We start from the raw sequence: 23,526 nt of genomic DNA on the forward strand, positions 1-23,526 counted from the left end.
GGACGCAGCCCGCCGGAGCCAGCGCCGAACAGCACCCCGGGATCACCCGCCCGCGGACGTGGCCACGGTGTGCAACCGCTGGAGGACGGTCCAGGCGGAAAGCACGACGAGCCCCCAGATGGCGACGTCGAGCACGACCGGCACGCCGAAGCCGTGCAGGCCGGTACCGACGAGGATCACCAGGAACCGCTCGGCGCGTTCGGCCGGCCCGCCGTCGGCGGCGAACCCGGCGGCTTCGGCGCGGGCTTTGACGTAGGAGATGACCTGGGCGAGCACGAGGCAGACCAGCAGGCCCGCACCTCGGCCGGGACTGCCGTCGTGGACGAGGGCCCACCACACCAGCGAGCCGAACAGCACCCCGTCGACGATGCGGTCGCAGGTGGCGTCCAGCACCGCACCGAAGGCCGAGGCGACGCCTCCGGCGCGGGCCATGGCCCCGTCGAGGAGGTCGAACAGCAGGAAGACGGCGACGACGAGCGTGCCCGCCACGAGGTGGCCGCGCGGCAGGAGTCCCAGCGCCGCCACCGAGGCGGCGACAGCACCGGTGAGCGTCACCGCGTTCGGGGTGATCCCCGCCCGCACCAGCACCATGCCGACGGGATCGGTCAGCCGCGCCAGGGAAGCCCTCGCGAATAGGTTCAACATCGCCCGAAGTCCGCACCGTGCCCTGGGATCGTCCGCTGCCCTCGAATGCCTGTGCCTCCCGCAGACTAGCTCCCGTGCCGTCCTCCGGCGATCAGCACCGGGGCGCGGCGAGTCCTCCGCCACCGTTGCGCCCCCGCGAAGCGCGTGGAACATGATCTCAGACACACCTCGATGCGCGAGGAATGCGCCCGGCATCCCAGGAGTTGGAAGTAGATGACATGTCCACTTCAATGCACGAGGAGACTGCTGCATGACGGCCACGTCCACGATCCCCGGCTACACCACCGGCACCTGGGACATCGACGCGGTGCACTCGGTCGTCGAGTTCACCGTCCGGCACATGGGGGTCGGCAAGTCCCGCGGCCGGTTCGACAGCTTCCGCGGGGAGATCACCACTGCGGACAACCCGCTCGAGTCCACGGTGACCGCCACGATCGACACCGACTCGATCAACACCGGCAACGCCGACCGCGACAACCACGTCCGCAACGCCGACTTCCTCGACACCGCCAACTACCCGACCATGACGTTCACCTCGACCGGGGTGCGCCAGGACGGCGAGGACTTCTACGTCGACGGCGAGCTCACCCTGCACGGCGTGACCAAGCCGGTCACCCTCACGGTCGAGCCCGGCGGTTTCAACGAGGGCATGCTCGGCCTGTCGGCGAGCACCACGATCAACCGCCGCGACTTCGGCGTCGGCCCCGAAGGCGGTGCCATGATCAGCGAGAAGGCCACCATCACCCTCGAGATCGAGGCCCAGCAGCGCAACTGAGACCGCGCCGCGAGCGACCGCACGACCGCGGCGACACGCCAACGCGCGACGGAAGTCGGCGTCGGGAATCGTTCCCGGCGCCGGCTTTCGCAGCTGACGGGGGAGCCACCGCGCCCTACGCCTGCTGCCAGGCCCGGGCGAGCAGCTCCTGGGTCTCTCCCAGCAGCTGCGGCAGCACCTTCGTGTGCCCGATGACCGGCATGAAGTTCGAATCACCGCCCCAGCGCGGTACGACGTGCTGGTGCAGGTGCGCCGCGATGCCCGCGCCCGCCACCGGCCCCTGGTTCAGCCCGATGTTGAACCCGTGCGGCCCGGACACGCCGCGGATGACCCGCATCGCGCGCTGGGTGAACTCCGCCACCGCCACCGTCTCCGCCGCGGTGAGCTCGGTGTAGTCGGCGACGTGGCGGTAGGGCAGCACCATGAGGTGCCCGGGGTTGTACGGGTACAGGTTGAGCACCGCGAACACGAGCTCACCGCGGGCCACGATCAACGTGTCCCGGTCCGGTTCGAACGACTCCAGCAGCCGGCAGAACGGGCAGCCGTCGCTGGTCTCACCTTCCGGCCTGTTCTCGCCCTGGATGTAGGCCATCCGGTGCGGCGTCCACAGTCGCTGCAGAGCGTCCGACACACCGACACCGTCCTGCTCGGTGAGTTCGACGCCCTCTGGCTTGCCGTGCGGCTCGCTCACTCCACCTCCGCTTGGAAGTTCTCCGCGCTCGGCGAGTCGTTGACCTGGCGCTGAACCCAGTCGACGATGCCCGCCACCGCGCTTTCCACCCCGACGCCGTTGAGCTGGCTGCCGTCGCGGAACCGGAACGACACCGAGTCGCCCTCGACGTCGTCGTTGCCGGCGATGAGCATGAACGGCACCTTCTGCGTGGTGTGCGTCCGGATCTTCTTCTGCATCCGGTCGTCACCGGCGTCGACCTCGACGCGCAGTCCCTTGGCGCGCAACCCCTCGGCCACCCGCTGCAGGTGCTCGATGTGCTCGTCGGCCACCGGGATGCCGACGACCTGCACAGGCGCCAGCCACGCGGGGAACGCCCCGGCGTAGTGCTCGGTGAGCACGCCGAAGAACCGCTCGATCGACCCGAACAGCGCCCGGTGGATCTTGATCGGACGCTGCTTGCTGCCGTCCGGCGCGGTGTACTCCAGGTCGAACTTCTGCGGCAGGTCGTAGTCGACCTGGATGGTCGACATCTGCCAGCTGCGGCCCAGCGCGTCCTTGGCCTGCACGGAGACCTTCGGCCCGTAGAACGCGGCACCGCCCGGGTCGGGCACGAGTTCCAGCCCGGAGTCCTCGGCGGCGTGCCGCAGCGCCTCGGTGGCCCGCTCCCACTGCTCGTCGCTGCCGGAGTACTTCTCCTCGTTGCGCGTGGACAGTTCGAGGTAGAAGTCCTCCAGGCCGTAGTCGCGCAGCAGGCCGAGCACGAACGACAGCAGCGACTTCAGCTCGCCCTGCAACTGCTCCGGCATGCAGTAGATGTGCGCGTCGTCCTGGGTCATCCCGCGCACCCGGGTGAGGCCGTGCATCACGCCGGAGCGCTCGTAGCGGTACACCGAGCCGAACTCGAACAGCCGCAGCGGCAGCTCCCGGTAGGACCGGCCGCGGGAGCGGTAGATCAGGTTGTGGAACGGGCAGTTCATCGGCTTCAGGTAGTAGTCCTGGCCGGGCTTGCGCACCTCGCCGTCGGACGTGCGCTCCTCGTCCAAGTGCATGGCCGGGAACATGCCGTCGGCGTACCAGCTGAGGTGCCCGGAGGTCTCGAACAGCGCGCTCTTGGTGATGTGCGGCGAGTTCACGAACTCGTAGCCGGCCTGCTCGTGCCTGCGCCGCGAGTATTCCTCCATGATGCGCCGCACCGTGCCGCCCTTCGGGTGGAACACGGGCAGGCCGGAGCCGATCTCGTCGGGAAAGGAGAACAGGTCCAGCTCCTGGCCGAGCCGGCGGTGGTCGCGCCGCTCCGCCTCTGCCAGCCACTCCAGGTACTCGTCCAGCCGTTCCTTCGACTCCCAGGCGGTGCCGTAGATCCGCTGCAGCTGCTGGTTGTTCTGATCGCCCATCCAGTAGGCGGCCGCCACGCGCATGAGCTTCACCGCTGGCAGGAACCGGGTGTGCGGCACGTGCGGACCGCGGCAGAGGTCGCCCCAGACGGTCTCGCCGTGCCGGTCGATGTTGTCGTAGACGGTCAGCTCCGCGGAATCGCCCTGACCGACCTCCATGATTTCGCTGGTGTCGAGACCGCTGGCCGCCTTGGCCCCGATCAGCTCGAGCTTGTACGGCTCGGCGGCGAGCTCCTCCTCGGCCGCTTCCACGGATTCCAGGCGCCGCCGGCTGAACTTCTGCCCGGACTTGATGATCTGCTTCATGCGCTTCTCCAGCGCCTGCAGGTCCTCCGGGGTGAACGGGCGGGCCACGTCGAAGTCGTAGTAGAAGCCGTCGGTCACCGGCGGCCCCACGCCCAGCTTGGCCTCCGGGAACCGCTCCTGCACCGCTTGGGCGAGCACGTGCGCGGCCGAGTGCCTGATGACCGACCGGCCGGCCTCGGTGCTGGCCGGGACGGGTTCGACCTCCGCGTCGACCTCGGGAGCCCAGGCGAGGTCGCGCAGGTTCTGCTCCTCGTCCCGGACGACGACGATCGCTTCCGGCCCCTTGGCCGGCAGCCCGGCCTCGGCGACCGCCTCGCCCGCGGTAGTGCCCGCCGGAACCTTCACCCGGGCGGCGTTCTGGGCTTGGGCAGGCAGTACGGACACGGGTCACTCCTCGGCTGCTGCCGGCTCCACGGCCGGCACGACGGTTGCGTTGGACACTGTCGATGCTATCGAGGCCAGGCACGCCGTTTCCGCACCGGTTTCGGTCGCGTCGCCGAGACCACCCGCCCGCGCGCCGCGCACCGCGGTCCGCTCGACACCGCGCTGCGCACCGCTGCCTCGAACGGGTGGACGGCGGCGATCAGCCCCGCAGCGCGGCGCTGACCTCCAGCGCGGAGTGCAAACCGCCGGTGTGCTCACCCTGCGCGAGCGCGACCCCGCGGGCGCGCAGCCGTTCGGCCTGCACCGCGGTGCGCACCCCGGTGGCGAACACCGGCAGCTCCAGCAGGCCCGCGGCGGTGGTGAGCGTGCGCAGGTGGTGCTCGTCGAAGACCTCGGGCCCCGCCTCCTCGGCGAAGCTGTCCAGGTAGCTGCCACCGATCTCCACGGCGTGCACGGGCAGCTGCCGCATCCCGCGCAGCCGCGTCGGGTCCTCGCCGAAGCGGTGCACCACCACCCGCACGCCCATGTCGGCGAAGATTTCCACCACGTCCACGGGATCGCCGTCGGCGTCGAACAGCGCCGACTCGGGCAGGCCTAGCGCCAAGCGGTCCGGCCGCACCCCGCTACTGGTCAGGATACGCTGCACGTCGCCGATGACCTCGGCGTCGCGGCAGTGCCGTTCGGACAGGCGCACCAGCGCGACCGGGCACTGCTCGGCGAGCTGCTCGGTCCAGGTGGCCACGTGCTCGCACACCCGCTCCAGCATCCAGTTGCCCAGCCGGGTGATCATGCCGGTCTCCTCGGCCAAGCCGAAGAACCGCTCGGCGTGCAGCTCGCCGAACTCCTCGTGGTCCCACCACACCTGCGTGTCGACGGCGACCACCCGCTCGCTGCCGAGCGCCCGCACCGGCAGGTACTCGACGTAGAGCTGTTCGCCGTCGAGGGCGCTGGGCAGGTCGGCCGAGAGCCGGAACCGGTCGCGGGCCGCGGCGTTGTGCTCCGCGTCGAACAGCACCCACTGGGCGCGGCCGTCGACCTTGGCCCGGTAGAGCGTGATGTCGGCATCGCGCAGCAGCTCTTCGGCATCGGTGTCCGCGACGGGCCGCTCCACGACCCCGACGCTGGCCTCCGCGGTGAGCTCGTGCTGGCCGATCCGCACCGGCCGGGTGATCTCGGCGAGCATCTCCTCGACCCGCCGCACGAGCGGTTCGGCACCTTTCGCGTCCGGCACCAGCACGACGAACTCGTCACCACCCATGCGCGCGGCCAGCGTCCCCTCCGGCTCGGTCAGCGCCTGCAGCCGGTGGGCGACCTGGCGCAGCAGTTCGTCCCCGACAGGGTGACCCAGGCTGTCGTTGACGGCCTTGAACCCGTCCAGGTCGAAGTAGCAGATGCCGACCCGGCGCCCCGGCGGGGCCGGCAGCAGCGCCGACTCCATGCGGCTGGTCAGCAGCGTCCGGTTGGCCAGCCCGGTCAGCGGATCCCGCGTGGCCTGCCGCCGGAAGTGCTCCTGCAGCATGTGCCGGTGCGTGATGTCCTCGTACAGCAGCACCTGGTACTCCGGCTCGCCCCGCTGGTCGCGCACCAACGTCGCCGACAGCTGCGTCCAGACCTCCTCGCCGTCGCTGCCGGTGAAGCGCAGGTCGATCTGGTGGAAGTCCTGCTCGCCCGCGGTGACGACCTGCTGGCCCTCGCGCAGTTCCTGCTCCCACTCGCCGTCGGCGAGCCGCACCACGTGCGTGCCGAGCAGCTCCTCGGGGAAGGCCTGGAAGATGCGGTGCATCGCGGGGTTCGTCTCCTCGACGAACCCGTCGAGACCGGCGATCGCGATGCCCACGGCGGAGGCTTCGAACACCGTGCGCGAGCGGGTTTCGCTGGCGCGCAGCGCCTCCTCCGCTCGGTCGCGGGCGTTCATCACCGCCTGTTTGACGTTCTCCTGCTGCTGCAGGGTGGTCTCGCGCAGTTGCCCGGCGAAACCGGCGGCGAACGAGGCCAGCGCCGCGTTCAGCTGCCGCGGGTCGGCATCGGAGCGGCACGCGGGCAGGCGGTCACCGAGCAGCTCGAGACTGCGCTCCAACGCCACCGAGCGGGTGAAGTGCAGCTGCACGAGGTGCCGGCCCACCTCGACAGCCGCGCGCGCCGGCCGCGCCAGGCCGGCCACGTCGAGCAGCGTGTCCACGTGTCCGCGCAGCAGCGCCGCGATCTCCTGGCGGGACAGCGGCACGTAGCTGGTCGCCAGGATCCGCGAGGCCCACTCCCGCGCGAGCGCGTCACGTTCCGGGGACTTCGCACTCGCGTCCGCGCCTTCGTCGGTCACCGCACCACCTTGCGTCCCACCGCCGTGTGGATGAGCGTTTCCGCCGGATCCGCCGCGCGGTCCTCGGGGCTTTCCGCGCGCCACTCCGTCACCCAGCTGATTCCGGGTTCGACGAGCTCGAAGTCTCGCACGAGTTCGGCGACTTCCTCGCGGCTTCGGGTGACCAGCGGCGTGTCACCGGCAGCGTAGAGGTTCGAAACCGCCTCCACCGCTGCGGGGTTGCCGTCGGCGGTGCCGTGTGACAGCGCCAGGTAGCTGCCGGCGGCGAGCCGGTCGTGGTAGCTGCGGATGACCTCGTCCGGCCGCTGCTGGTCGGGCACGAAGTGCAGCACGGCCACCAGCATCACCGCCACCGGCTGCGAGAAGTCCAGCAGCTGCTGCGTCTCGGGGTGCTCGAGCACGCTCGCCGGGTCGAGCAGGTCCGCCTGGATCGCCGTGGCGGTGTCCACCTCCGCGAGCAGGGACCGGCCGTGCGCGGCGGCGACGGGTTCGTTGTCCACGTAGACCACGCGGGCCTCGGGGTCGACCGCGTGCACGATCTCGTGCACGTTGCCCGCCGTCGGGATGCCGGACCCGAGGTCGAGGAACTGCCGGACGCCCCGGTCCAGGCAGTACCGCACCGCTCGCCGCAGGAACGCCCGGTTGTTCCGCGCGATGTCCTGCACCTGGGGAACGGCGGCCACGACCTGTTGCGCGAGTTGCCGGTCGACCTCGAAGTTGTGCGCCCCGCCCAGGTAGTAGTCGTAGCACCGCGCCGGACTGGGTCGGTCCAGATCGACGTCCGCGGGCAGTCGGTTCGCGTCCTGCGTCATCAGCGTTCTCCGTCCTGGTTATGGCGGCCTGGTTCTGGCGGCCTGCCGGCTGCGGTGCTGGGTCAGTCCTTGTACCCGACGGCTCCGTAGACGATCGAGCGCTCCGGGTGGTCTCCGACGTCCCCGGGCGCGTCGGGCCGCCACTCGGGGGCGTAGACCACGCCGGGGTCGACGAGGGAGAAGTCCGACAGCAGCTGCTCGACGCGGGAGCGGCTGCGCAGGGTCCCCGGGTTGGAGCTGTTCTCGTAGAGCTCGACCAGCCCGCGGGTGCCTTCCGGGTAGTCGTCGCCGGTGACGTGCGAGAAGCCGAGATAACTGCCCGGTGCCACCCGCTCGTGGTAGCGGCGGATGATCTCACCTGGTTGCGCGTCCTCGTCGACGAAGTGCACGACCGCGATCATCATCACGGCCACCGGCCGCGAGAAGTCCAGCAACCGCTGCGTTTCGGGGGCGCCGACGACCTTGTCGGCGTCGAGCATGTCCGCTTGGATCACCGTCGCGTTGGGCTCCTCGGCGAGCATCGTTTCGCTGTGCGCGACGGCGACGGGTTCGTTGTCCACGTAGACCACGCGGGCCTCGGGGTCGACCGCGTGCACGATCTCGTGCACGTTGCCCGCCGTCGGGATGCCGGACCCGAGGTCGAGGAACTGCCGGACGCCCCGGTCCAGGCAGTACCGCACCGCTCGCCGCATGAACGCCCGGTTGTTCTGCGCGATCTCCCGGATGTTGGGCACGACCTCCATCACCTCGCGGCCGAGCTCGCGGTCGACCTCGAAGTTGTGCGCCCCGCCCAGGTAGAAGTCGTAGCACCGCGCCGCGCTGGGTTTCTCCAGATCGATGTCGGGCGGCAACCAGTCGTTTCGCTGCATGCTCAGCGTCCTCCCGTTCCCGGGATCCGGCGCCGCCCCGAAGCCCGCGCTGCACGCCGTAATCCCACAGAGTGACTCCTTGATCGACTCGAATCCTAGCGACACGAAGCGCGGTCGGTCACCCACCTGGTGTGGCTCCAGCTTCACGAGCAGCCAACAAAATGCCGAACCTGGTTCGACATCCCGCACACGGCTGCGCGCCGTGTACTACCGTGGCGGTGAACGCCGTCGCACCGGAGGAAGGCACCGTTGACCGCCACCGATCCCCTCGTCAACACGACACCGGAAGAACTCGACGCGATCCTGACGCGCGCCACCGAAGCCGCCGAGGCCTTCGGCACCCAGCCCCCGGCCGACCGCGCGCGGCAGCTGACCGCGGTCGCCGACGCGCTGGACGCCGCCTCCGCCGAACTCGTACCGCTCGCCCAGGAGGAATCCCACCTCTCCGAAGGGCGGCTGACCGGCGAGCTGAAACGCACCACCTACCAGCTGCGGATGTTCGCTCGGGTGCTCGACGAAGGCACCTACCTCGGCGCGACGATCGACCGCGCCGACGGCGACTTCCCGCTCGGACCGAAACCCGACCTGCGCCGCGTAAACCAGCCACTGGGACCGACGCTCGTCTTCGCGGCGAGCAACTTCCCGTTCGCGTTCTCCGTGGCCGGCGGGGACACCGCCTCCGCCCTGGCCGCCGGCTGCCCGGTCGTACTCAAAGCCCACCCGGGGCACCCGCGCCTGTCCGTGCGCACCGGTGAGATCGTCACCGAAGCACTGCGCGGCGCCGGCGCTTGTGACGGGACGTTCGCCGTCGTGCTCGGCTTCGAAACCGGGACCACGGCGCTGCGCGACCCGCGGATCGCCGCCGCGGCGTTCACCGGATCCGTGCCCGCCGGACGCGCCCTGTTCGACATCGCCAACGCTCGGCCCACGCCGATCCCGTTCTTCGGCGAGCTCGGCAGCATCAACCCGGCCTTCGCCACCGATGAGGCCGTGCGCGCCCGCGGCGAGGAACTGGCCAAGGGCTTCGTCACCTCGTTCTCCGGCAACGCCGGGCAGCTGTGCACCAAACCGGGCCTGCTGTTCCTGCCGGAGGACCACGGGCTCGAGGACACCCTGGCCGCGGCATCCGCCGCGGTGCCCGGGCACGCGCTGCTCAACGACCGGCTGCACGAGGGCTACTGCGGACGGCGCTCCGAGATCACCCAGGTGCCAGGCGTGCGCGTGCTCACCGCGGGCACCGCCGACGAGCAGCCGACGCCCACGCTCGTGACCACCGACGTGCGCACGCTGCTGAACAACCGGGAAACGCTCCTCGACGAGGCGTTCGGCCCACTGTCCATCGTGGCCACCTACCGGTCCGAGCAGGACGCGCTGCTCGCCGCCGAGGAGCTGCACGGCAACCTCACGGCAACCGTGCACACCGAAACGAGCGGCGACGGCGACGCGGACGCGGCGTTCAGCCGCGAACTGGTGCGCCGACTGCGCGGGCGAGCCGGACGTGTGCTCGTCAACGGCTGGCCCACCGGCGTCGCCGTCAGCGACGGGATGCAGCACGGCGGTCCGTACCCGGCCACCACCGACTCCCGGTTCACCTCGGTCGGCACGGCGGCCATCGAACGCTTCCTGCGGCCGGTGACCTACCAGAACACCCCGGAAGCCCTGCTGCCCACCCCCGTGCGCAGCGACAACCCGTGGGGCGTACCGCAAACCGTGCGCTGAGCACACGCGGCCCGCTTCGCCGGACACCACACCCGTTCGGCCCACCCGACCGAGGGGTGAGGACATTTCTCGAGAAAAGTACCCGACTTTTCTCGAGAAACGTCCCTTCGCCACCACCCGCGCCGGGCCTACTGTCCGGTGCGGGCGGCCTGCGGTTCGGCACGTGGGCGGTACACGCCCAGCGTCACCGCCGCCGACACCTCCGTGAACCGCCCGCGCGCCGCCACGCGCTCGGCCGAGCTCTGCGCACCCGCGTGCCACGCGCTCGGCCCCATCCCCACGAGCGCGCGCACCTCGTCGGCATCCAGCCGCATCCGGAACGTGCAGGCGCGCTGGTCGACCTGCGTGAAGTACGCGCCGAGCCGGCGGTCCAGCCGGTCCTGCTTGCCCTCCTCCACCGTCAGCAGCCCCAGCCCACGTACCAGTTCCGCCAAGTGCCCGCTCCGCGGCGTCACCACGAACAGGCGCCCCACCGGCCGCAGGACGCGGTGGATCTCGGCCGCATTGCGCGGGGCGAACACGTTCAACGCCGCCGCGACCGCACCGTCGCGGACGGGGATGTGCCGCCACGTGTCGGCCACCACCGCTGCCACACCGGAACGGACCTTCGCCGCGCGGCGGCAGGCGTACTTCGACGCGTCCAACGCGAGCCCCGCCTCGCCCGGGCGGCGGTCGAGCACACGCGCCAGGTAGTAGCCCGTGCCCGCACCCACGTCCGCCACCGGACCGGAAGGGGCGTGCGCCGCCACCTGCGCCGCGAGCAACTCGGCGATGGGTTCGTAATGACCGGCGGCGAGGAACGCGGCCCGCGCCGCCACCATCTCCGCCGCATCCCCGAGGCTCGACGAACCCGTGGCGAGGTTGACGTAGCCCTGGCGTGCGATGTCGAATCCGTGTCCGGCAGCGCAGCACAACCTCCCCGGCTCGGCGACGAGCCCGCCCCCGCAGTGCGGGCATGCCAACAACCCGACCAGGTCGTCGAGCACGCTCTCCTCCTCGTCGATCACCGGCGGCGCCACCGCGGGGCCTGCACGCCGCACCGTCGGGTGACCAGTCTATCCGCAGCTGCCGGCCCGCCGCGGCCAACCGGCGCCCCTGCGGCATGACCGACTGCGACACGGACCACCCCGGGGACCGGCACGGTCGAGGCGACTGGTGCGCCCGCGCGGTCCGCTCGTCCTAGACTGGGCGCACGCAGACTGGGCGCACGCAGCCGCTCACGCTGTGACACGGCACCGGTCCCGCCCCGCACATGCGGAAGGAGGACGTATGTCGGCGGTGCTCCGGCCGCTGCGCCGGACCGTCCGCCGCGGTAGCCCGGACGGTTCCGTCGAGCGCACCGAGGTGCGGACATGACGTGGGAGTGGTTCACCGCCGAGAACTACTGGGCGGCGCGCTTCGTGGTGCAGCGGCTGGTGGCGCTGCTGTACCTGCTCGCGTTCACCTGCGCGCTGAACCAGTTCCGCGGCCTGCTCGGGCAGAACGGGCTCACCCCGATCCCCCGCTACCTCGCCGCCACGGGTTTCCGCGGCAGCCCCAGCATTTTCCACTGGCACTACTCGGACCGCGGGTTCGCCGCCGTGGCGTGGGCCGGCATCGCCCTCAGCGCGCTCGCCCTGCTGGGACTCACCGAAATCCTGCCCGTGTGGGCGAATCTGCTGTGGTGGCTGCTGCTGTGGGCGCTGTACCTGTCCATCGTCAACGTCGGGCAGATCTGGTACTCGTTCGGCTGGGAATCCCTGCTGCTGGAAACGGGCCTTCTCGTGGCGCTGCTGGGTCCCGCGCACGTCGCCGCGCCGGCACCGACGATATGGCTGCTGTGCTGGCTGCTGTTCCGCGTGGAGTTCGGTGCCGGACTGATCAAGATCCGCGGCGATCCCGCCTGGCGGGACCTGACGGCGCTGTACTACCACCACGAAACGCAGCCGATGCCGGGACCGTTGAGCCGCTGGTTCCACCAGGCGCCGAAACCGCTGCACCGCGTCGAGGTGCTCGCCAACCACGCCACCCAGCTCGTCGTGCCGTTCGCGCTGTTCCTTCCCCAGCCGGTGGCCGGCATCGCCGCGTTGTGCGTCATCGTCACGCAGGCGTGGTTGATGCTGTCGGGCAACTTCGCGTGGCTGAACGCGGTGACGCTCACCCTCGCCGTGTCCGCGCTCGACGACCGGTGGCTGGGTGCGCTCGTGCCCGTGCCGCAGGACGTGTCCGCGCCACCGGTGTGGTTCGCCGCGCTCGTCGCGGCGGTCACCGTGCTCATCGTGGTGCTCAGCTACTGGCCGGTCCGCAACATGCTCGGACGGCGGCAGGTGATGAACCGTTCGTTCAACAAGTTCCACGTGGGCAACACCTACGGTGCCTTCGGTTCGATCACCCGCAGCCGCTACGAGGTGGTGCTGGAGGGCACCAGCGACCCCGAGCAGGGGTGGTGGGAGTACGAGTTCCGCGGCAAACCGGGGGATCCGCAGCGGCGACCGCCGCAGATCGCGCCGTACCACCTGCGCCTGGACTGGTTGATGTGGTTCTGCGCGATCGCCCCCGGATACGGGCGCGGATGGCTGCCGCGACTGCTCGACGCGCTGCTGCGCAACGACCGGAACGTGCTCCGGCTGCTGCGGCACAACCCCTTCCCGGACGAGCCGCCGGTGCTGGTGCGGGCGCGCATGTTCCACTACCGCTTCACCACGCGCGAGCAACGCCGATCCAGCGGAGCGTGGTGGGCGCGCGAACCCGTCGGCGAGCTCATCCCACCGCAGACGCGCGAGGACCTCGCACGCTGACGACGGCCCCGGTCGACCACGAACCCCACTGGCCAGGATTCCCACTGACCAGGAGCCCCGGCCGAGGTGCTGCCCGAGCCCGCGTCCCGTCCGCGGCCCCGTGGTGGAACATTTCTCGAGAAAAGTCGCCGACGTTTCTCGAGAAATGTACACACCCCCGGCCGCGGCTTCCCCGGCAGGAAGGGTGCTGGGATGCCGGGACGAGGTGTTACCAGTCCGGGCGCAGGGGCATGCCCGAGGTGGTTCCGTCGAGCTTGACTCCCAGGATCTGGTGCAGCTGGACCACGTTGCGTTCGAAGCCGATGCGGCAGGCCGCCATGTACAACCGCCACACGCGCGCCCGCTGCGGTCCGACCTCCGCGACCGCGGCGCTGTAGTTCCGGTCCAGGTTCGCGCACCAGCCCGCCAGCGTCTTGGCGTAGTGCTCCCGCAGGTTCTCCTCGTGCCGGATCTCGAACCCGTTGTCGTTCATCTCGGAGGCCAGCGTGCCCACCGGTTCCAGCTCGCCGTCCGGGAACACGTAGCTGCCGATGAACTTGCCCGCACGGATGCCGTAGCCGTCCTGCGGACGGGTGATGCAGTGGTTGAGCAGCCGACCGCCGGGCCGCAATTTCGCCGCCATCGAGCGGAAGTACCCGGCGAGCTGGTCGCGTCCGATGTGCTCGGTCATGCCGATCGAGCTGACCACGTCGAAACCGGACTCCGGCACGTCGCGGTAGTCCAGGTGGCGCACCTCGGCCAGCTCCGTGAGCCCCCGCTCGGCGATCACCTTCTGCGCCCACTCCGCCTGCTGCCGCGACAGCGTCACGCCGAGGGCGCGGACGCCGTAGTTCTCAGCAGCGTGCACGACCATGCCGCCCCAGCCGCAGCCGACGTCCAGCAACCGCATCCCGGAACGCAGCCCCAGCTTCCGCGCGACCAAGTCGTGCTTGGCGTGCTGGGCTTCGTCCAACGTGGAATCCGCGGAGGGGAACACCGCGCACGTGTAGGCCATCGACGGCCCCAGCACCCATTCGTAGAACCGGTTGGACACGTCGTAGTGGTACGACACGGACGTGCTGTCCCGGCGCTTCGAGTGGCGCAGTCCGCGCAGCAACCCGCGTGGCCGGTGCTCCACCTCCGGCACGGACACGGGCCACCACACGCGGTACGCGGCCAGTTTGGTCAGCAGCTCGGTGCGCAACCCGGCCGGCAACTCCCCCAGCTGCGGGGTCGGGAAACCGGACAGCGCGGTGTACATGTCACCGCGCACGTCGATGGCACCGCTGACGTAGGCCCGTGCCAGACCGAGTTCACCGGGGGCAGCCGCGAGGTGCGCCAGTGCCAGCGGGGACGTGATTTCCACCCTCGCTGCCGCTCCGGTTCGCCCGGTGCCGCTGCCGTCGAAGGCCGTGACCTCGACCGGGAGATCTTCGCCGAACACCCGTCGCACCATGTCTGCCCAGCCCATGATCGCGACTCCTCCCCTGCTCGTTCGATTTTTTCTTTCTTCGCCCACCTTGTGGAAAGTCCACGCAGGAGGCCTCGCCGCGCAGGACGCTTCGCTCAGCGTTCGCGCACGCACTTGTCGTACAGGTCCGGCAGCCGCCCGTCCGCGTCGTACTCCTGCTTGAGCGCGCGGTAGGACTCGGCGTTGTACAGCTGCCAGAACTCGTCCTCGGTGTAGTAGGCGTTGGAGTACAGCGATTTGTGCCCGCCGAGTTCGCGCACCGCGGTCTCGATGCGCCGGTTGTACGTGCCCGGTGCTTCGCCGGGCCGCAGCGGCACCATGGACCAGAACCCGACGTTGACGTAGAGCGTGTCCGGATCCATCGGGTACAGCGGCCAGCCCTGCGCATCACGCAGCGCCACCGGGCACAGCCACACGGGGCTGATGCCGATCTCGCGGTCGAAGAACTCGAGGAACTCGGCCAACCGCTCGGCGGGGATCTCCACGTCCTGGATCACCGCTTCGTTGCCGCCGCGTCCGCGCAGCACGGAGATCCGGTCGGTCAGCGCGTAGCGCCGGTCGAGCGAGACCAGCTTGCGGTACACGTCGGAGCGCCGGTACTTCTTCGGCCACAGAGGACGGATCCACCGGTTCTGCGTGCCGAAAGCCCGCGAACACCAGAACCAGTCGGTGTCCCAGCGCCAGACGTAGTCGTACGTCCGCAGGTAGTCGACGTGGCGCTGCCGCAGCGACAGGTAGTAGATGTCCTGACCGGTGTAGTCGCTGGTGTAGGGCGCGTCCTCGGTGTAGGTGCCCACGGTCAGGTACAGCTCGTCCGGACCGAACACGGTGCCGTCGAGGAAGTCGACCCGGCGCCCCTCGCAGTCGCGCTCGGTGCACAGCCGCACGAGCTCGGCGACGCACTCGGCCGCGGAGGTGAACCGCAGGTGGCGCAGCCGCACGTAGGGCGCGACGCGTTCCAGCTCGATGTCCAGCCGCAACGAGTACCCGAGCGTGCCGTAGGAGTTGGGGAATCCGCGCAGCAGCGCGGCGTGCTCGTTGTCCGGCCGTGCCGTGACCACGCGGCCGTCGCCGGTGAGGATGTCCATCTCCCGCACGGATTCGTGCGGGAGTCCGTTCCGGAACGAGGTGGATTCGATGCCCAGCCCGGCGACCGCACCGCCGAGCGTGATGGTCCTCAACTGCGGCACGACCTTCGGGATGTATCCGGACGGCAGCAGTTCGTCCACGATGGACTCGTAGGTCGCCATGCCCTCGACCTGGGCGCGGTCGGCGTCGCGGTCGATCTCGAGGACGTGGTCGAACGGCGCGACGTCGAGGCCGGGACGGTCCTCGGTGGAGCGGAAGCGGAACAGGTTCGACGTCGGCTTGGCCAGGCGCACCGGCTGTCCGGACGGGATGGCGGAGTACTGGCGGCGCAGGTTCTCGACCCGGTCGGCGTGCGCGGGCGTCGCGGAGGTATCCGGCATACCCCGACTCTAGGGCGCCGACCGCCGACGAGCAGCCCCCGGCATGCGGCTATGCCGTGCCCCACGTTCGCCGGCGCGCCCGGCCTTCGCTCGTCACCCCGGGGCGCCACTCCTCCGGACGATGGTGAGGGTGCGAACGGCGCACTCGCTCGTCAGTTCGCCCGCCGCAGCGCCCAGGCCCGCACGCCGCGGAAACTGGGCACCTTGTGCGGTCCCAGCGGGGCGAGGCGGTAGGTGCCCACGGGGCGCAGCGCCTCGGCCAGCTGCTGGTCGACGAGCACCGACGCGGGCCGCGCCACCGAGGTCAGCCTGCTGGCGATGTTCACCGTCGAGCCGTACACGTCGCCGAAACGGCTGAGCACCGTGCCGCGGGCCAGACCGATGCGCAGCGGTGGCAGCTCGCTCTCGGCGATGCGCTCGTTGAGCGTCAACGCGACCTCGGCCGCGTCGCCGGGGCGCTCGGTGACGAACAGCACCTCGTCACCGACGGTTTTGACGATGCGACCGCGGTTCTCCGCCACGACGCCCGTGGCCAGCTCCTCGAACGCGTCGATGAGCCGCGCCAGTTCGAGCTCGGTGAAGTCCCTGATCAGCCGCGTGTAGCCGACGATGTCGGCGAATCCGATCACCTGGACGCGCTCTTCCGAGGACGCGGTGTCGGAGAGCTCCCGCGCGGCGGTGGCGGCCAGGTGCCGCCGCCACACGTAGCTCTGCATCCGCTCCATGACCGGCAGGATCGCCCGGGCGACTTCCGCCGTGGTCGCCGGGTCCTGGGTGAACGTCTCGCCCAGCACCGAGCGGAAGATGCCGACCTCCCACTCGGCCAGGCGCGACATGGTCTGCGCGAGGCTGCGCGCGACCGCGGTCTCCAGCTCGGGGTGGATCACGTCGGCGGAGACGAGCTGCACCAGCGCGCGCAGCGCGCCCACGTCGGCGTCGGTGAACACGACGTCGTCGTCGCCCACGTGGGAGAAGCCCATGGCCTGCCAGAGGCGTTCGGCGCGCTCGAGCTCCACACCGGCCGCCGCGGCGACCTCGGCCTTGCGGTACTGCGGCTCGCTGCCGAGCAGGACCTCGGCGACCTCGTCGGCGTGTCCGCGGAACTCAGCGTGCTGTTCGGACGACGAGGACATCGCACTCCGCTCGGCGGGATACTTCGGAGGGCACGGACCCCAGGATGCGCCCCTTGAGGGTGTTGAGGCCACGGCTGCCCACCACGAGCAGGTCCGCCGCGTTGTTCTCGGCCTGTTCGAGCAGCACCCCGATGGGGTTGCCCACCTCGGCCGCGGTGCGCACCTGCTTCGCACCGGCGGCGCGGGCGATGTCGGCGGCCTCGCGCAGCGTGTCTTCGGCGGGTGTGGAACCGACGACCTGGAAGGCCTCGTCCCCGAGCTCGTCGCGGGCTTCGTTGATCTGCCGCTCGTCGTTCGGGGTGTAGGCGCACACCACCACGAGCTCGGAGGCGGCGTCGCGCACCACCTCTGCGGCCCTGCCGACCGCCTGCAGCGACGGCGGCGATCCGTCCGTGCCGACGACGACCGTGGCGTAGTTGGACATCGACTGCTTCCTTCCGCTGAACACGATCCCCTGGCGCCGTGAGAACCGGCGTGAACACTAACGATCGCGGCCAACCGCGGTCACGCAGGGCGCACGAGCGCACCGTTCCGCGTCGCGCGACACGCCCCGCGCAGCCACCCTTCATCTGATCGCCCAACCGATCGCGATCAGGGTTGTGCACTCGTACAACACCACATCTCCGGTGGCGGCGTACGTTTCCCGCCGAATTGGGAGGTGAACTGCTTTCTCGGGGCAACTCCCGAAGAATCACTGCTCCCGCTGGCGCCGAGAGTGCTCGCGGAGCTGCTCCCGCGCATCCTCCAGCCGGAACCGGGCCTGCCCGCCCGGCGTGTACAACTCCGGAGCCAAGATCCCCGCCGACACGTACCGAGCGATCGAGCGGCGAGAAACGCCCAGCATGGAACGGGCTGATCCCGTTCACCGCCGCAACCCACCTTGCATGTCTTCAGCCGCCTGCTCGTCGGTAGCACGGTAGTCCTTCGACGCACCCTCGAACGCTTCGGCATCTGGTTTCCCATCGCTCTCGCGGTCCACTTCGCCTGCAGCTACCGGCATTCGGCGCTGCACCGCGGGCAGTGATCCGGCGGCGACCACCGGTGCCGTTCGGTGGCCGTCGCCGCACGGGCCGCCCCTTCAGCTGCCCGCGCAACTGCGCGGCGCGTTGTTCCGTTGCTCTCACAGTGCAGTGGATCACTGCACGCGGTGAACGTGCGGGTCTAGCCTTCCGGCGTTGCCGCTGCGGCAGCACGGGTCGTTGTTGTCCCCGCCTCATCGTCGAGGGGTATAGCGTGACGCGCGTTCGCGAGCAGAGCCCGTACGTCGAACTGCACCGCGAGCAGTGGCGAGAGCTGCGCGACAGCCTGCCGCTGCCGCTGACCGAGGAGGAGCTCGACCGGCTGCGCGGCCTGGGGGAGCCGGTGGACCTCCCCGAGGTCGCCGAGGTCTACCTCCCCCTGTCGCGGCTGATCAACCTCCAGGTGGCCGCCCGGCAGCAGCTGCACACGGCCTCCACCACCTTCCTCGGGGACGGCGGGAACACGGCGAAGGTGCCGTTCGTCATCGGCATCGCCGGCAGCGTCGCGGTCGGCAAGTCGACGACCGCGCGCATCCTGCGCACCCTGCTGGCCCGCTGGCCCGACCACCCGCGCGTCGACCTGGTCACGACCGACGGGTTCCTGCACCCGAAAGCGGAACTCGTGCGCCGCGGCATCATGCACCGCAAGGGCTTCCCGGAAAGCTACGACCGCCGCAAGCTGCTGCGGTTCGTCACCGAGGTGAAATCCGGCGAGCCCGAGGTCTCCGCGCCCGTGTACTCGCACCGCGCCTACGACATCCTGCCCGAGGAGCGCCAGGTCGTCCGCCAACCCGACATCCTCATCCTGGAAGGGCTCAACGTGCTCCAGCCGGGCCCGAGCCTGACCGTGTCGGACCTGTTCGACTTCTCCATCTACGTCGACGCGCACACCGACAACATCGAGCAGTGGTACGTCGACCGGTTCCTCGCGCTGCGCGGACTGGCGTTCGCCGACCCGCAGGCGCACTTCCACCACTTCGCCGACCTCTCCGACCAGGAGGCGCGCAACGAGGCGCGGCACCTGTGGAAGACCATCAACGAACCGAACCTCGTGGACAACATCCTGCCCACGCGCCCGCGGGCGTCGCTGGTGCTGCGCAAGGATGCCGATCACTCCATCAACCGGGTGCGCCTGCGCAAGCTCTGATGCCCGGTGCCGAAGGCCCGCAGTTGCAGCTGGGCGTTGAGGCGTTCGGAAGCGTCGCCGAGGTCGACACCGGCGATCTCGGCCGCCCGCCGGACGCGGTGCCGCAGCGTGTTCGGATGCACGTGCAGCTGCGCGCTGGCGCTGCGGACATCGCCGAACGCGTCGAGGTAGGCCAGCAGCGAGCGGGTCAGTTCGGCCCCGTGGTCGGCGTCGTGCCCCCGCAGCGCGTCCAACCGCGCGTCGCGGAACCGGTCCTGGCTCCGCAGCACCGACAGCGCCTCGCCGAGCAGCACGTGCGCGCGCACGTCGTCCAACGTGGCGATCTCCGGACCGTCCTCGGCCGACAGCGCGCCGAGCACGCGGTCGGCCTCCGCGCGCGACTCCGCCGCTTCCTCGAGCGTCCCCGCCGCTGAGCCGATGCCGGCGCGGATCCGCACCCGCAGGTGCTGGCGCGCCGCCTGCGCGATCTCCTGCACGAGCCCCAGCGCGGACGTCCCGGCGCCGCGTGCGGGCAGGTCCGGCAGCAGCACGTACACCCGCGAGCCGAGCACTGTCACCAGCGCGCTGCGCCGGTAGGCGGCCGCGTGCACCGAAATGAGACTGGTCAGTTCGGCCCGTTGCAGCTCGCGCGCCGCGTGGTCGGACGCGAGGGCCTCGGCCGGTCGCAGCGTGCACACCGCGACCGCGGCGGGCCGGTCCACGTCGGCGCCGATGTTGTCGGCCACCGAGCGGGCGTCGACCCGCCCGTCGAGCAAACCGGTCAGCAGGTTCTCGCGGAAGCGGGGGCCGGCGCTGGCCTCGGTGCGCTGGCGGATCAGGTGCAGCGCCGCGACCCGGGCGGCGCCGAGCAGGGCGCGTTCCGAGTCGGGGGCCAGTTCGCGGTGCCCCTCCTGCACCCAGATCGTGCCCAGCGGCTGCGCGCCGGCGTGGATGCCGACGGCCATCCGGCCGCGGATGCCCAGCTCGGGGTGCTCGTCGATGCGCACGACTTCCTCGCTGGAGCGCAACCGCTCGTACACGCCCCACTCGCGCAGCATCACCAGGTACGACTCGGGGCCCTGCCTGCCGAGGATGGACAGGCGCCGCAGCTCGTCGACGTCCTCGTCGGAGCGCGAGTAGGCCAGTACCCGGTTGGCGGTGTCCTCGATGCTGACGCTGCCGCGGGTGATCGCCGCGACCGTCTGCGCCAGGGAGAACAGGTCGCCGATGGACTCGGCGGCTTCGGCGTCGGCGGCCAGCCGGGCGTGGTGCAGCGCCGACCGGGCGAACGACTCGAGCTGCTCCCAGCGCACCTCGCCGCGCACGCCCAGCAGGGCGATGCCCTCGTCGATGGCCGAGTCGCGCAGCACCCGCGCGTCCTGGTCGCTGGTCACCTTGACGGCCACGGCCACCGCGCCCGCGCGGGCGGCGGCGCGCACCACACGCAGCGCCGCCCGCCCGCGCGCGCCGATGACGAGGACGAAGTCACCGCGGTGGCTGCTGATGTCCTCCTCCGGGTCGAGGATGACGACGTCGGCGACGGCGGCGTCGAAGCCGCGGGGTGCGGCGAGCACTTCCACCAGCGGGTCGCCCACGGCGATGAGCAACTGCCGCAGCGGCACCTCGCGTTCCTCGCCCGCACGCGCGTCGTGCTCCTGCGCCCCGCTTTCCCGGGCAGGGCGCTGGGCCGGCTCATGCTGCGCCGCCGGGTCGCCCCGGTCCGACTCGTGCTGAGTCCGCTCGCGCCGGCCCGGCTCGCCCCGAACTGAGTCACGCTGACCCGACTCGCTCACTTCGTGCTGTTCGTCCACTCCCACACCTTGGTCCGTTCGTGCAGCAGTACAACCGAGTCGGGACAACAATAGACGATCGAACAACACACGTGACGTGGAAAACACCTAATCTTCCGGTACGAGCGAGATACGACCACCCGCGAACCGCGCGATGAGGAGGATGGCCATGGACGCGCTCACGTCCGTTCCGGCACCCGCCAACGAGCCGGTGCACGAGTACCGCCCCGGATCGGCGCAGCGGGAGTCGCTGCAGAAGCGCATCGCCGAGCTCGAGGCCGACCGCGTCGAGCTGACCTGCACCATCGGCGGCGAGCAGCGCATGGCCGGCGGTGCGCGCTTCGACGTGGTGCAGCCGCACGAGCACCGGCACGTGCTCGGCACGTCCGCGCAGGCCACGGCCACCGACGTCGCCGACGCGGTGTCCGCGGCCACCGAGTCCGCCGCGGACTGGGCCGCCACGCCGTTCGACGAGCGGGCCGCGGTGATGCTGCGCGCGGCCGACCTGCTGTCCGGGCCGTGGCGGGACACGATCAACGGCGCGACCATGCTCGGCCAGTCCAAGTCGGTGCACCAGGCCGAGATCGAGGCGGTCTGCGAGTTCGCCGACTTCCTGCGGTTCAACGTGCACTTCGCCCAGCGGATCCTCGCCGAACAGCCCCGTTCGGTGCCGGGCGAGTGGAACCGCATGGACTACCGGCCGCTGGACGGCTTCGTCACCGCGATCACGCCGTTCAACTTCACCGCGATCGCGGCGAACCTGCCCACCGCGCCGGCGCTGATGGGCAACACCGTGGTCTGGAAGCCGACGCCGACGCAGCAGTTCGCGGCCCACTACTCGCTGCGGATGCTGGAGGCCGCGGGCCTGCCACCCGGCGTGATCAACATGGTCACCGGCGACGGCCAGGCCGTCAGCGAGGTCGCGCTGAGCGATCCGCACTTCGCCGGGCTGCACTTCACCGGCTCCACCGCCACGTTCCGCAAGCTGTGGCGCACCATCGGCGAGAACCTCCAGACCTACCGCAGCTACCCGCGCATCGTCGGCGAGAGCGGCGGCAAGGACTTCATCGTGGCCCACCCGTCGGCCGATCCGGAGGCCTTGGCCACGGCGATGGTGCGCGGCGCGTTCGAGTACCAGGGGCAGAAGTGCTCGGCCGCCTCCCGCGCCTACGTGCCGCGGTCGCTGTGGGAGTCCGGGCTGCGGGAACGCGTCGCCGACACCGCCCGGACCATCTCCTTCGGCGACGTCACCGACTTCTCGCACTTCGGCGGGGCGGTCATCGACCACCGCGCGTTCGCCAAGCACAAGGCCGCGCTCGACCGCGCGGCGCGCGAACCCTCGCTGGAGGTGCTCGTCGGCGGCGGTTGCGACGACACGACCGGCTACTTCGTCGAACCGACCGTGCTCGTCGGCAGCGACCCGAACGACGAGGCGTTCACCACCGAGTACTTCGGCCCGATCATCGCGGTGCACGTCTACGACGACGCCGCCTACCCCGAGGTGCTCGACCAGGTCGACGCGAGCAGCCCGTACGCGCTGACCGGCGCCGTGTTCGCCACCGACCGGGCCGCGGTCGAGCAGGCGCACCAGCGGCTGCGGTTCGCCGCCGGCAACTTCTACGTCAACGACAAGCCGACCGGGTCGATCGTGTCGCGCCAGCCGTTCGGCGGCAGCAGGGCCTCCGGCACGAACGACAAGGCGGGGTCGATGTTCAACCTGCAGCGGTGGATCAGCCCGCGGGCGATCAAGGAGACCTTCGTCGCTCCGACCGAGCACACCTACCCGCACATGGGCTGACGCGGCCCACGCCGGTTCCGCGCTGACACCGAGCGCGGAACCGGCCCGCCACCGCTGGTGCCGAACCCGCTCCGCCGCGAGCGGGTCCGGCGACGGTCTCCCACCTGTCCGCATCGACTCCAGGAGAGCAGCCATGTTCCGGAGCACCCTGCTGGCCGCCGCGCGCTCGCCGCAGATGCGTCGTCTCGTCGAATCCAACCCGCTGACCAGCGCCGTGGTCGACCGCTTCGTCGCCGGCACCACGACCGAACAGGCCGTGTCCGCCGTGCACCGGCTCGTCGACCAGGGCATGACCGTCAGCCTCGACCACCTCGGCGAGGGCGCGGTGGACCGGGTTCGGGCCGCCGACGCGGTCCGGGCCTACGAACAGGTGCTCGGCGCGCTGCACGCCGAAGGGCTGGCCGAGCAGGCCGAGGTGTCGGTGAAGCTCTCGGCGGTGGGCCAGTTCCTGGCTCCCGACGGCGAGAAGATCGCGCTGGACAACGCGCGCGCGATCTGCGAGGCGGCCGCCGCTGCGGGCACCACGGTGACCCTGGACATGGAGGACCACACCACCATCGACTCCACCCTGGGCATCCTGCGGGACCTGCGGGTGGACTTCCCCTGGGTCGGTGCCGTGCTGCAGGCCTACCTGCGCCGCACCGAGGGCGACTGCCGGGAGCTGGCCGCTGGCGGGGCGCGGGTGCGGCTGTGCAAGGGCGCCTACGCCGAGCCCGCATCGGTGGCGTTCCAGCAGCGGCACGAGGTCGACCGCTCCTACGTGCGCTGCCTGCGGGTGCTCATGGCTGGCGACGGCTATCCGATGGTGGCCACGCACGATCCGCGGCTGGTGCCGATCGCCTCCGAACTGGCCGCGCGGTGCGGGCGCGGCGCCGGGGACTTCGAGTACCAGATGCTCTACGGCATCCGCCCGGACGAGCAGCGGCGCATCGTTGCCGAGGGCAACCGGCTGCGCGTGTACGTGGCCTACGGCGCGGACTGGTACGGCTACTTCATGCGCCGGCTCGCCGAACGCCCCGCCAATCTCGGCTTCTTCGCGCGTTCGCTGATCACCCGCGGCTGAGCGGTTC

General features: G+C 70.8%; 18 protein-coding genes. 6 read left to right on the top strand and 12 right to left on the bottom strand.

From position 1 onward, the window contains the following. Nucleotides 1–42: 42 nt before the first annotated feature. Nucleotides 43–645, bottom strand: a complete 603-nt coding sequence (pgsA, locus tag ACVGV2_RS14400) for a phosphatidylinositol phosphate synthase (RefSeq protein ID WP_459162884.1) — start codon at nucleotides 643–645, stop codon at nucleotides 43–45. Nucleotides 646–895: 250 nt separating this feature from the next. On the opposite strand from pgsA, the gene ACVGV2_RS14405 reads away from it, so the two are divergent. After that, entirely contained in the window at nucleotides 896–1,420 is a 525-nt protein-coding gene (locus ACVGV2_RS14405) for a YceI family protein (RefSeq protein WP_459162885.1), read from the top strand. Between the two features lie 115 nt (nucleotides 1,421–1,535). Here the strand turns inward: ACVGV2_RS14405 and ACVGV2_RS14410 are convergent, their stop codons facing one another. The 5 genes from ACVGV2_RS14410 to ACVGV2_RS14430 all read right to left on the bottom strand — a co-directional run bounded on the left by ACVGV2_RS14410 (nucleotide 1,536) and on the right by ACVGV2_RS14430 (nucleotide 8,175). Next, on the bottom strand, nucleotides 1,536–2,111 hold the full coding sequence (locus tag ACVGV2_RS14410) for an HIT family protein (RefSeq protein WP_459162886.1): 576 nt from the start codon (nucleotides 2,109–2,111) through the stop codon (nucleotides 1,536–1,538). Continuing rightward, nucleotides 2,108–4,138 (bottom strand): threonine--tRNA ligase, encoded by a 2,031-nt coding sequence (gene thrS / locus ACVGV2_RS14415; protein ID WP_459165997.1) that lies wholly within the window; start codon nucleotides 4,136–4,138, stop codon nucleotides 2,108–2,110. Before thrS ends, ACVGV2_RS14410 begins: the two co-directional genes overlap by 4 nt. 238 nt (nucleotides 4,139–4,376) lie before the next feature. Then, entirely contained in the window at nucleotides 4,377–6,494 is a 2,118-nt protein-coding gene (locus ACVGV2_RS14420) for a putative bifunctional diguanylate cyclase/phosphodiesterase (protein WP_459162887.1), read from the bottom strand. After that, the gene (locus ACVGV2_RS14425) at nucleotides 6,491–7,306 is read right to left on the bottom strand and encodes an SAM-dependent methyltransferase (RefSeq protein ID WP_459162888.1); all 816 of its coding nucleotides are present in this window, start codon (nucleotides 7,304–7,306) and stop codon (nucleotides 6,491–6,493) included. Before ACVGV2_RS14425 ends, ACVGV2_RS14420 begins: the two co-directional genes overlap by 4 nt. Before the next feature lie 62 nt (nucleotides 7,307–7,368). Further along, nucleotides 7,369–8,175 (bottom strand): SAM-dependent methyltransferase, encoded by an 807-nt coding sequence (locus ACVGV2_RS14430; protein ID WP_459162889.1) that lies wholly within the window; start codon nucleotides 8,173–8,175, stop codon nucleotides 7,369–7,371. Nucleotides 8,176–8,424: 249 nt separating this feature from the next. Between ACVGV2_RS14430 and ACVGV2_RS14435 the strand changes: the two genes are divergently transcribed. Next, entirely contained in the window at nucleotides 8,425–9,894 is a 1,470-nt protein-coding gene (locus ACVGV2_RS14435) for an aldehyde dehydrogenase (NADP(+)) (protein ID WP_459162890.1), read from the top strand. A gap of 128 nt (nucleotides 9,895–10,022) precedes the next feature. On the opposite strand, the gene ACVGV2_RS14440 is transcribed toward ACVGV2_RS14435, so the two are convergent. Continuing rightward, nucleotides 10,023–10,934: a putative RNA methyltransferase gene (locus tag ACVGV2_RS14440; RefSeq protein ID WP_459162891.1), complete on the bottom strand. Its 912-nt coding sequence runs from the start codon at nucleotides 10,932–10,934 to the stop codon at nucleotides 10,023–10,025. A gap of 312 nt (nucleotides 10,935–11,246) precedes the next feature. Here ACVGV2_RS14440 and ACVGV2_RS14445 point away from each other — a divergent pair, with 312 nt between their 5' ends. Then, on the top strand, nucleotides 11,247–12,671 hold the full coding sequence (locus ACVGV2_RS14445) for a lipase maturation factor family protein (protein WP_459162892.1): 1,425 nt from the start codon (nucleotides 11,247–11,249) through the stop codon (nucleotides 12,669–12,671). Nucleotides 12,672–12,879: 208 nt separating this feature from the next. On the opposite strand, the gene ACVGV2_RS14450 is transcribed toward ACVGV2_RS14445, so the two are convergent. From ACVGV2_RS14450 to ACVGV2_RS14465, 4 genes are all read right to left on the bottom strand, one after another. Next, on the bottom strand, nucleotides 12,880–14,121 hold the full coding sequence (locus ACVGV2_RS14450) for a class I SAM-dependent methyltransferase (protein ID WP_459162893.1): 1,242 nt from the start codon (nucleotides 14,119–14,121) through the stop codon (nucleotides 12,880–12,882). Between the two features lie 95 nt (nucleotides 14,122–14,216). Beyond that, nucleotides 14,217–15,590 carry an FAD-binding protein gene (locus ACVGV2_RS14455; protein WP_459162894.1) on the bottom strand — a complete coding sequence of 458 codons (1,374 nt, stop codon included), beginning with the start codon at nucleotides 15,588–15,590 and terminating at the stop codon, nucleotides 14,217–14,219. 152 nt (nucleotides 15,591–15,742) lie between these two features. Beyond that, nucleotides 15,743–16,723: an adenylate/guanylate cyclase domain-containing protein gene (locus ACVGV2_RS14460; RefSeq protein WP_459162895.1), complete on the bottom strand. Its 981-nt coding sequence runs from the start codon at nucleotides 16,721–16,723 to the stop codon at nucleotides 15,743–15,745. Then, nucleotides 16,695–17,147: a universal stress protein gene (locus ACVGV2_RS14465; protein ID WP_459162896.1), complete on the bottom strand. Its 453-nt coding sequence runs from the start codon at nucleotides 17,145–17,147 to the stop codon at nucleotides 16,695–16,697. The genes ACVGV2_RS14460 and ACVGV2_RS14465 overlap by 29 nt, the downstream gene beginning before the upstream one ends. 809 nt (nucleotides 17,148–17,956) lie before the next feature. On the opposite strand from ACVGV2_RS14465, the gene coaA reads away from it, so the two are divergent. Next, on the top strand, nucleotides 17,957–18,889 hold the full coding sequence (gene coaA / locus ACVGV2_RS14470; RefSeq protein ID WP_459162897.1) for a type I pantothenate kinase: 933 nt from the start codon (nucleotides 17,957–17,959) through the stop codon (nucleotides 18,887–18,889). On the opposite strand, the gene ACVGV2_RS14475 is transcribed toward coaA, so the two are convergent. Beyond that, entirely contained in the window at nucleotides 18,853–20,490 is a 1,638-nt protein-coding gene (locus ACVGV2_RS14475; protein ID WP_459165998.1) for a PucR family transcriptional regulator, read from the bottom strand. The genes coaA and ACVGV2_RS14475 overlap by 37 nt on opposite strands. Nucleotides 20,491–20,827: 337 nt before the next feature. On the opposite strand from ACVGV2_RS14475, the gene pruA reads away from it, so the two are divergent. Both pruA and ACVGV2_RS14485 read left to right on the top strand, forming a co-directional pair. Further along, nucleotides 20,828–22,456 (top strand): L-glutamate gamma-semialdehyde dehydrogenase, encoded by a 1,629-nt coding sequence (pruA, locus tag ACVGV2_RS14480; RefSeq protein WP_459162898.1) that lies wholly within the window; start codon nucleotides 20,828–20,830, stop codon nucleotides 22,454–22,456. Nucleotides 22,457–22,589: 133 nt separating this feature from the next. After that, complete coding sequence (locus ACVGV2_RS14485; protein WP_459162899.1) at nucleotides 22,590–23,519, top strand: proline dehydrogenase family protein; 930 nt, start codon at nucleotides 22,590–22,592, stop codon at nucleotides 23,517–23,519. The last annotated feature ends 7 nt before the right edge of the window (nucleotides 23,520–23,526 follow it).

The sequence above is a fragment of the Bounagaea algeriensis genome (assembly GCF_054491375.1).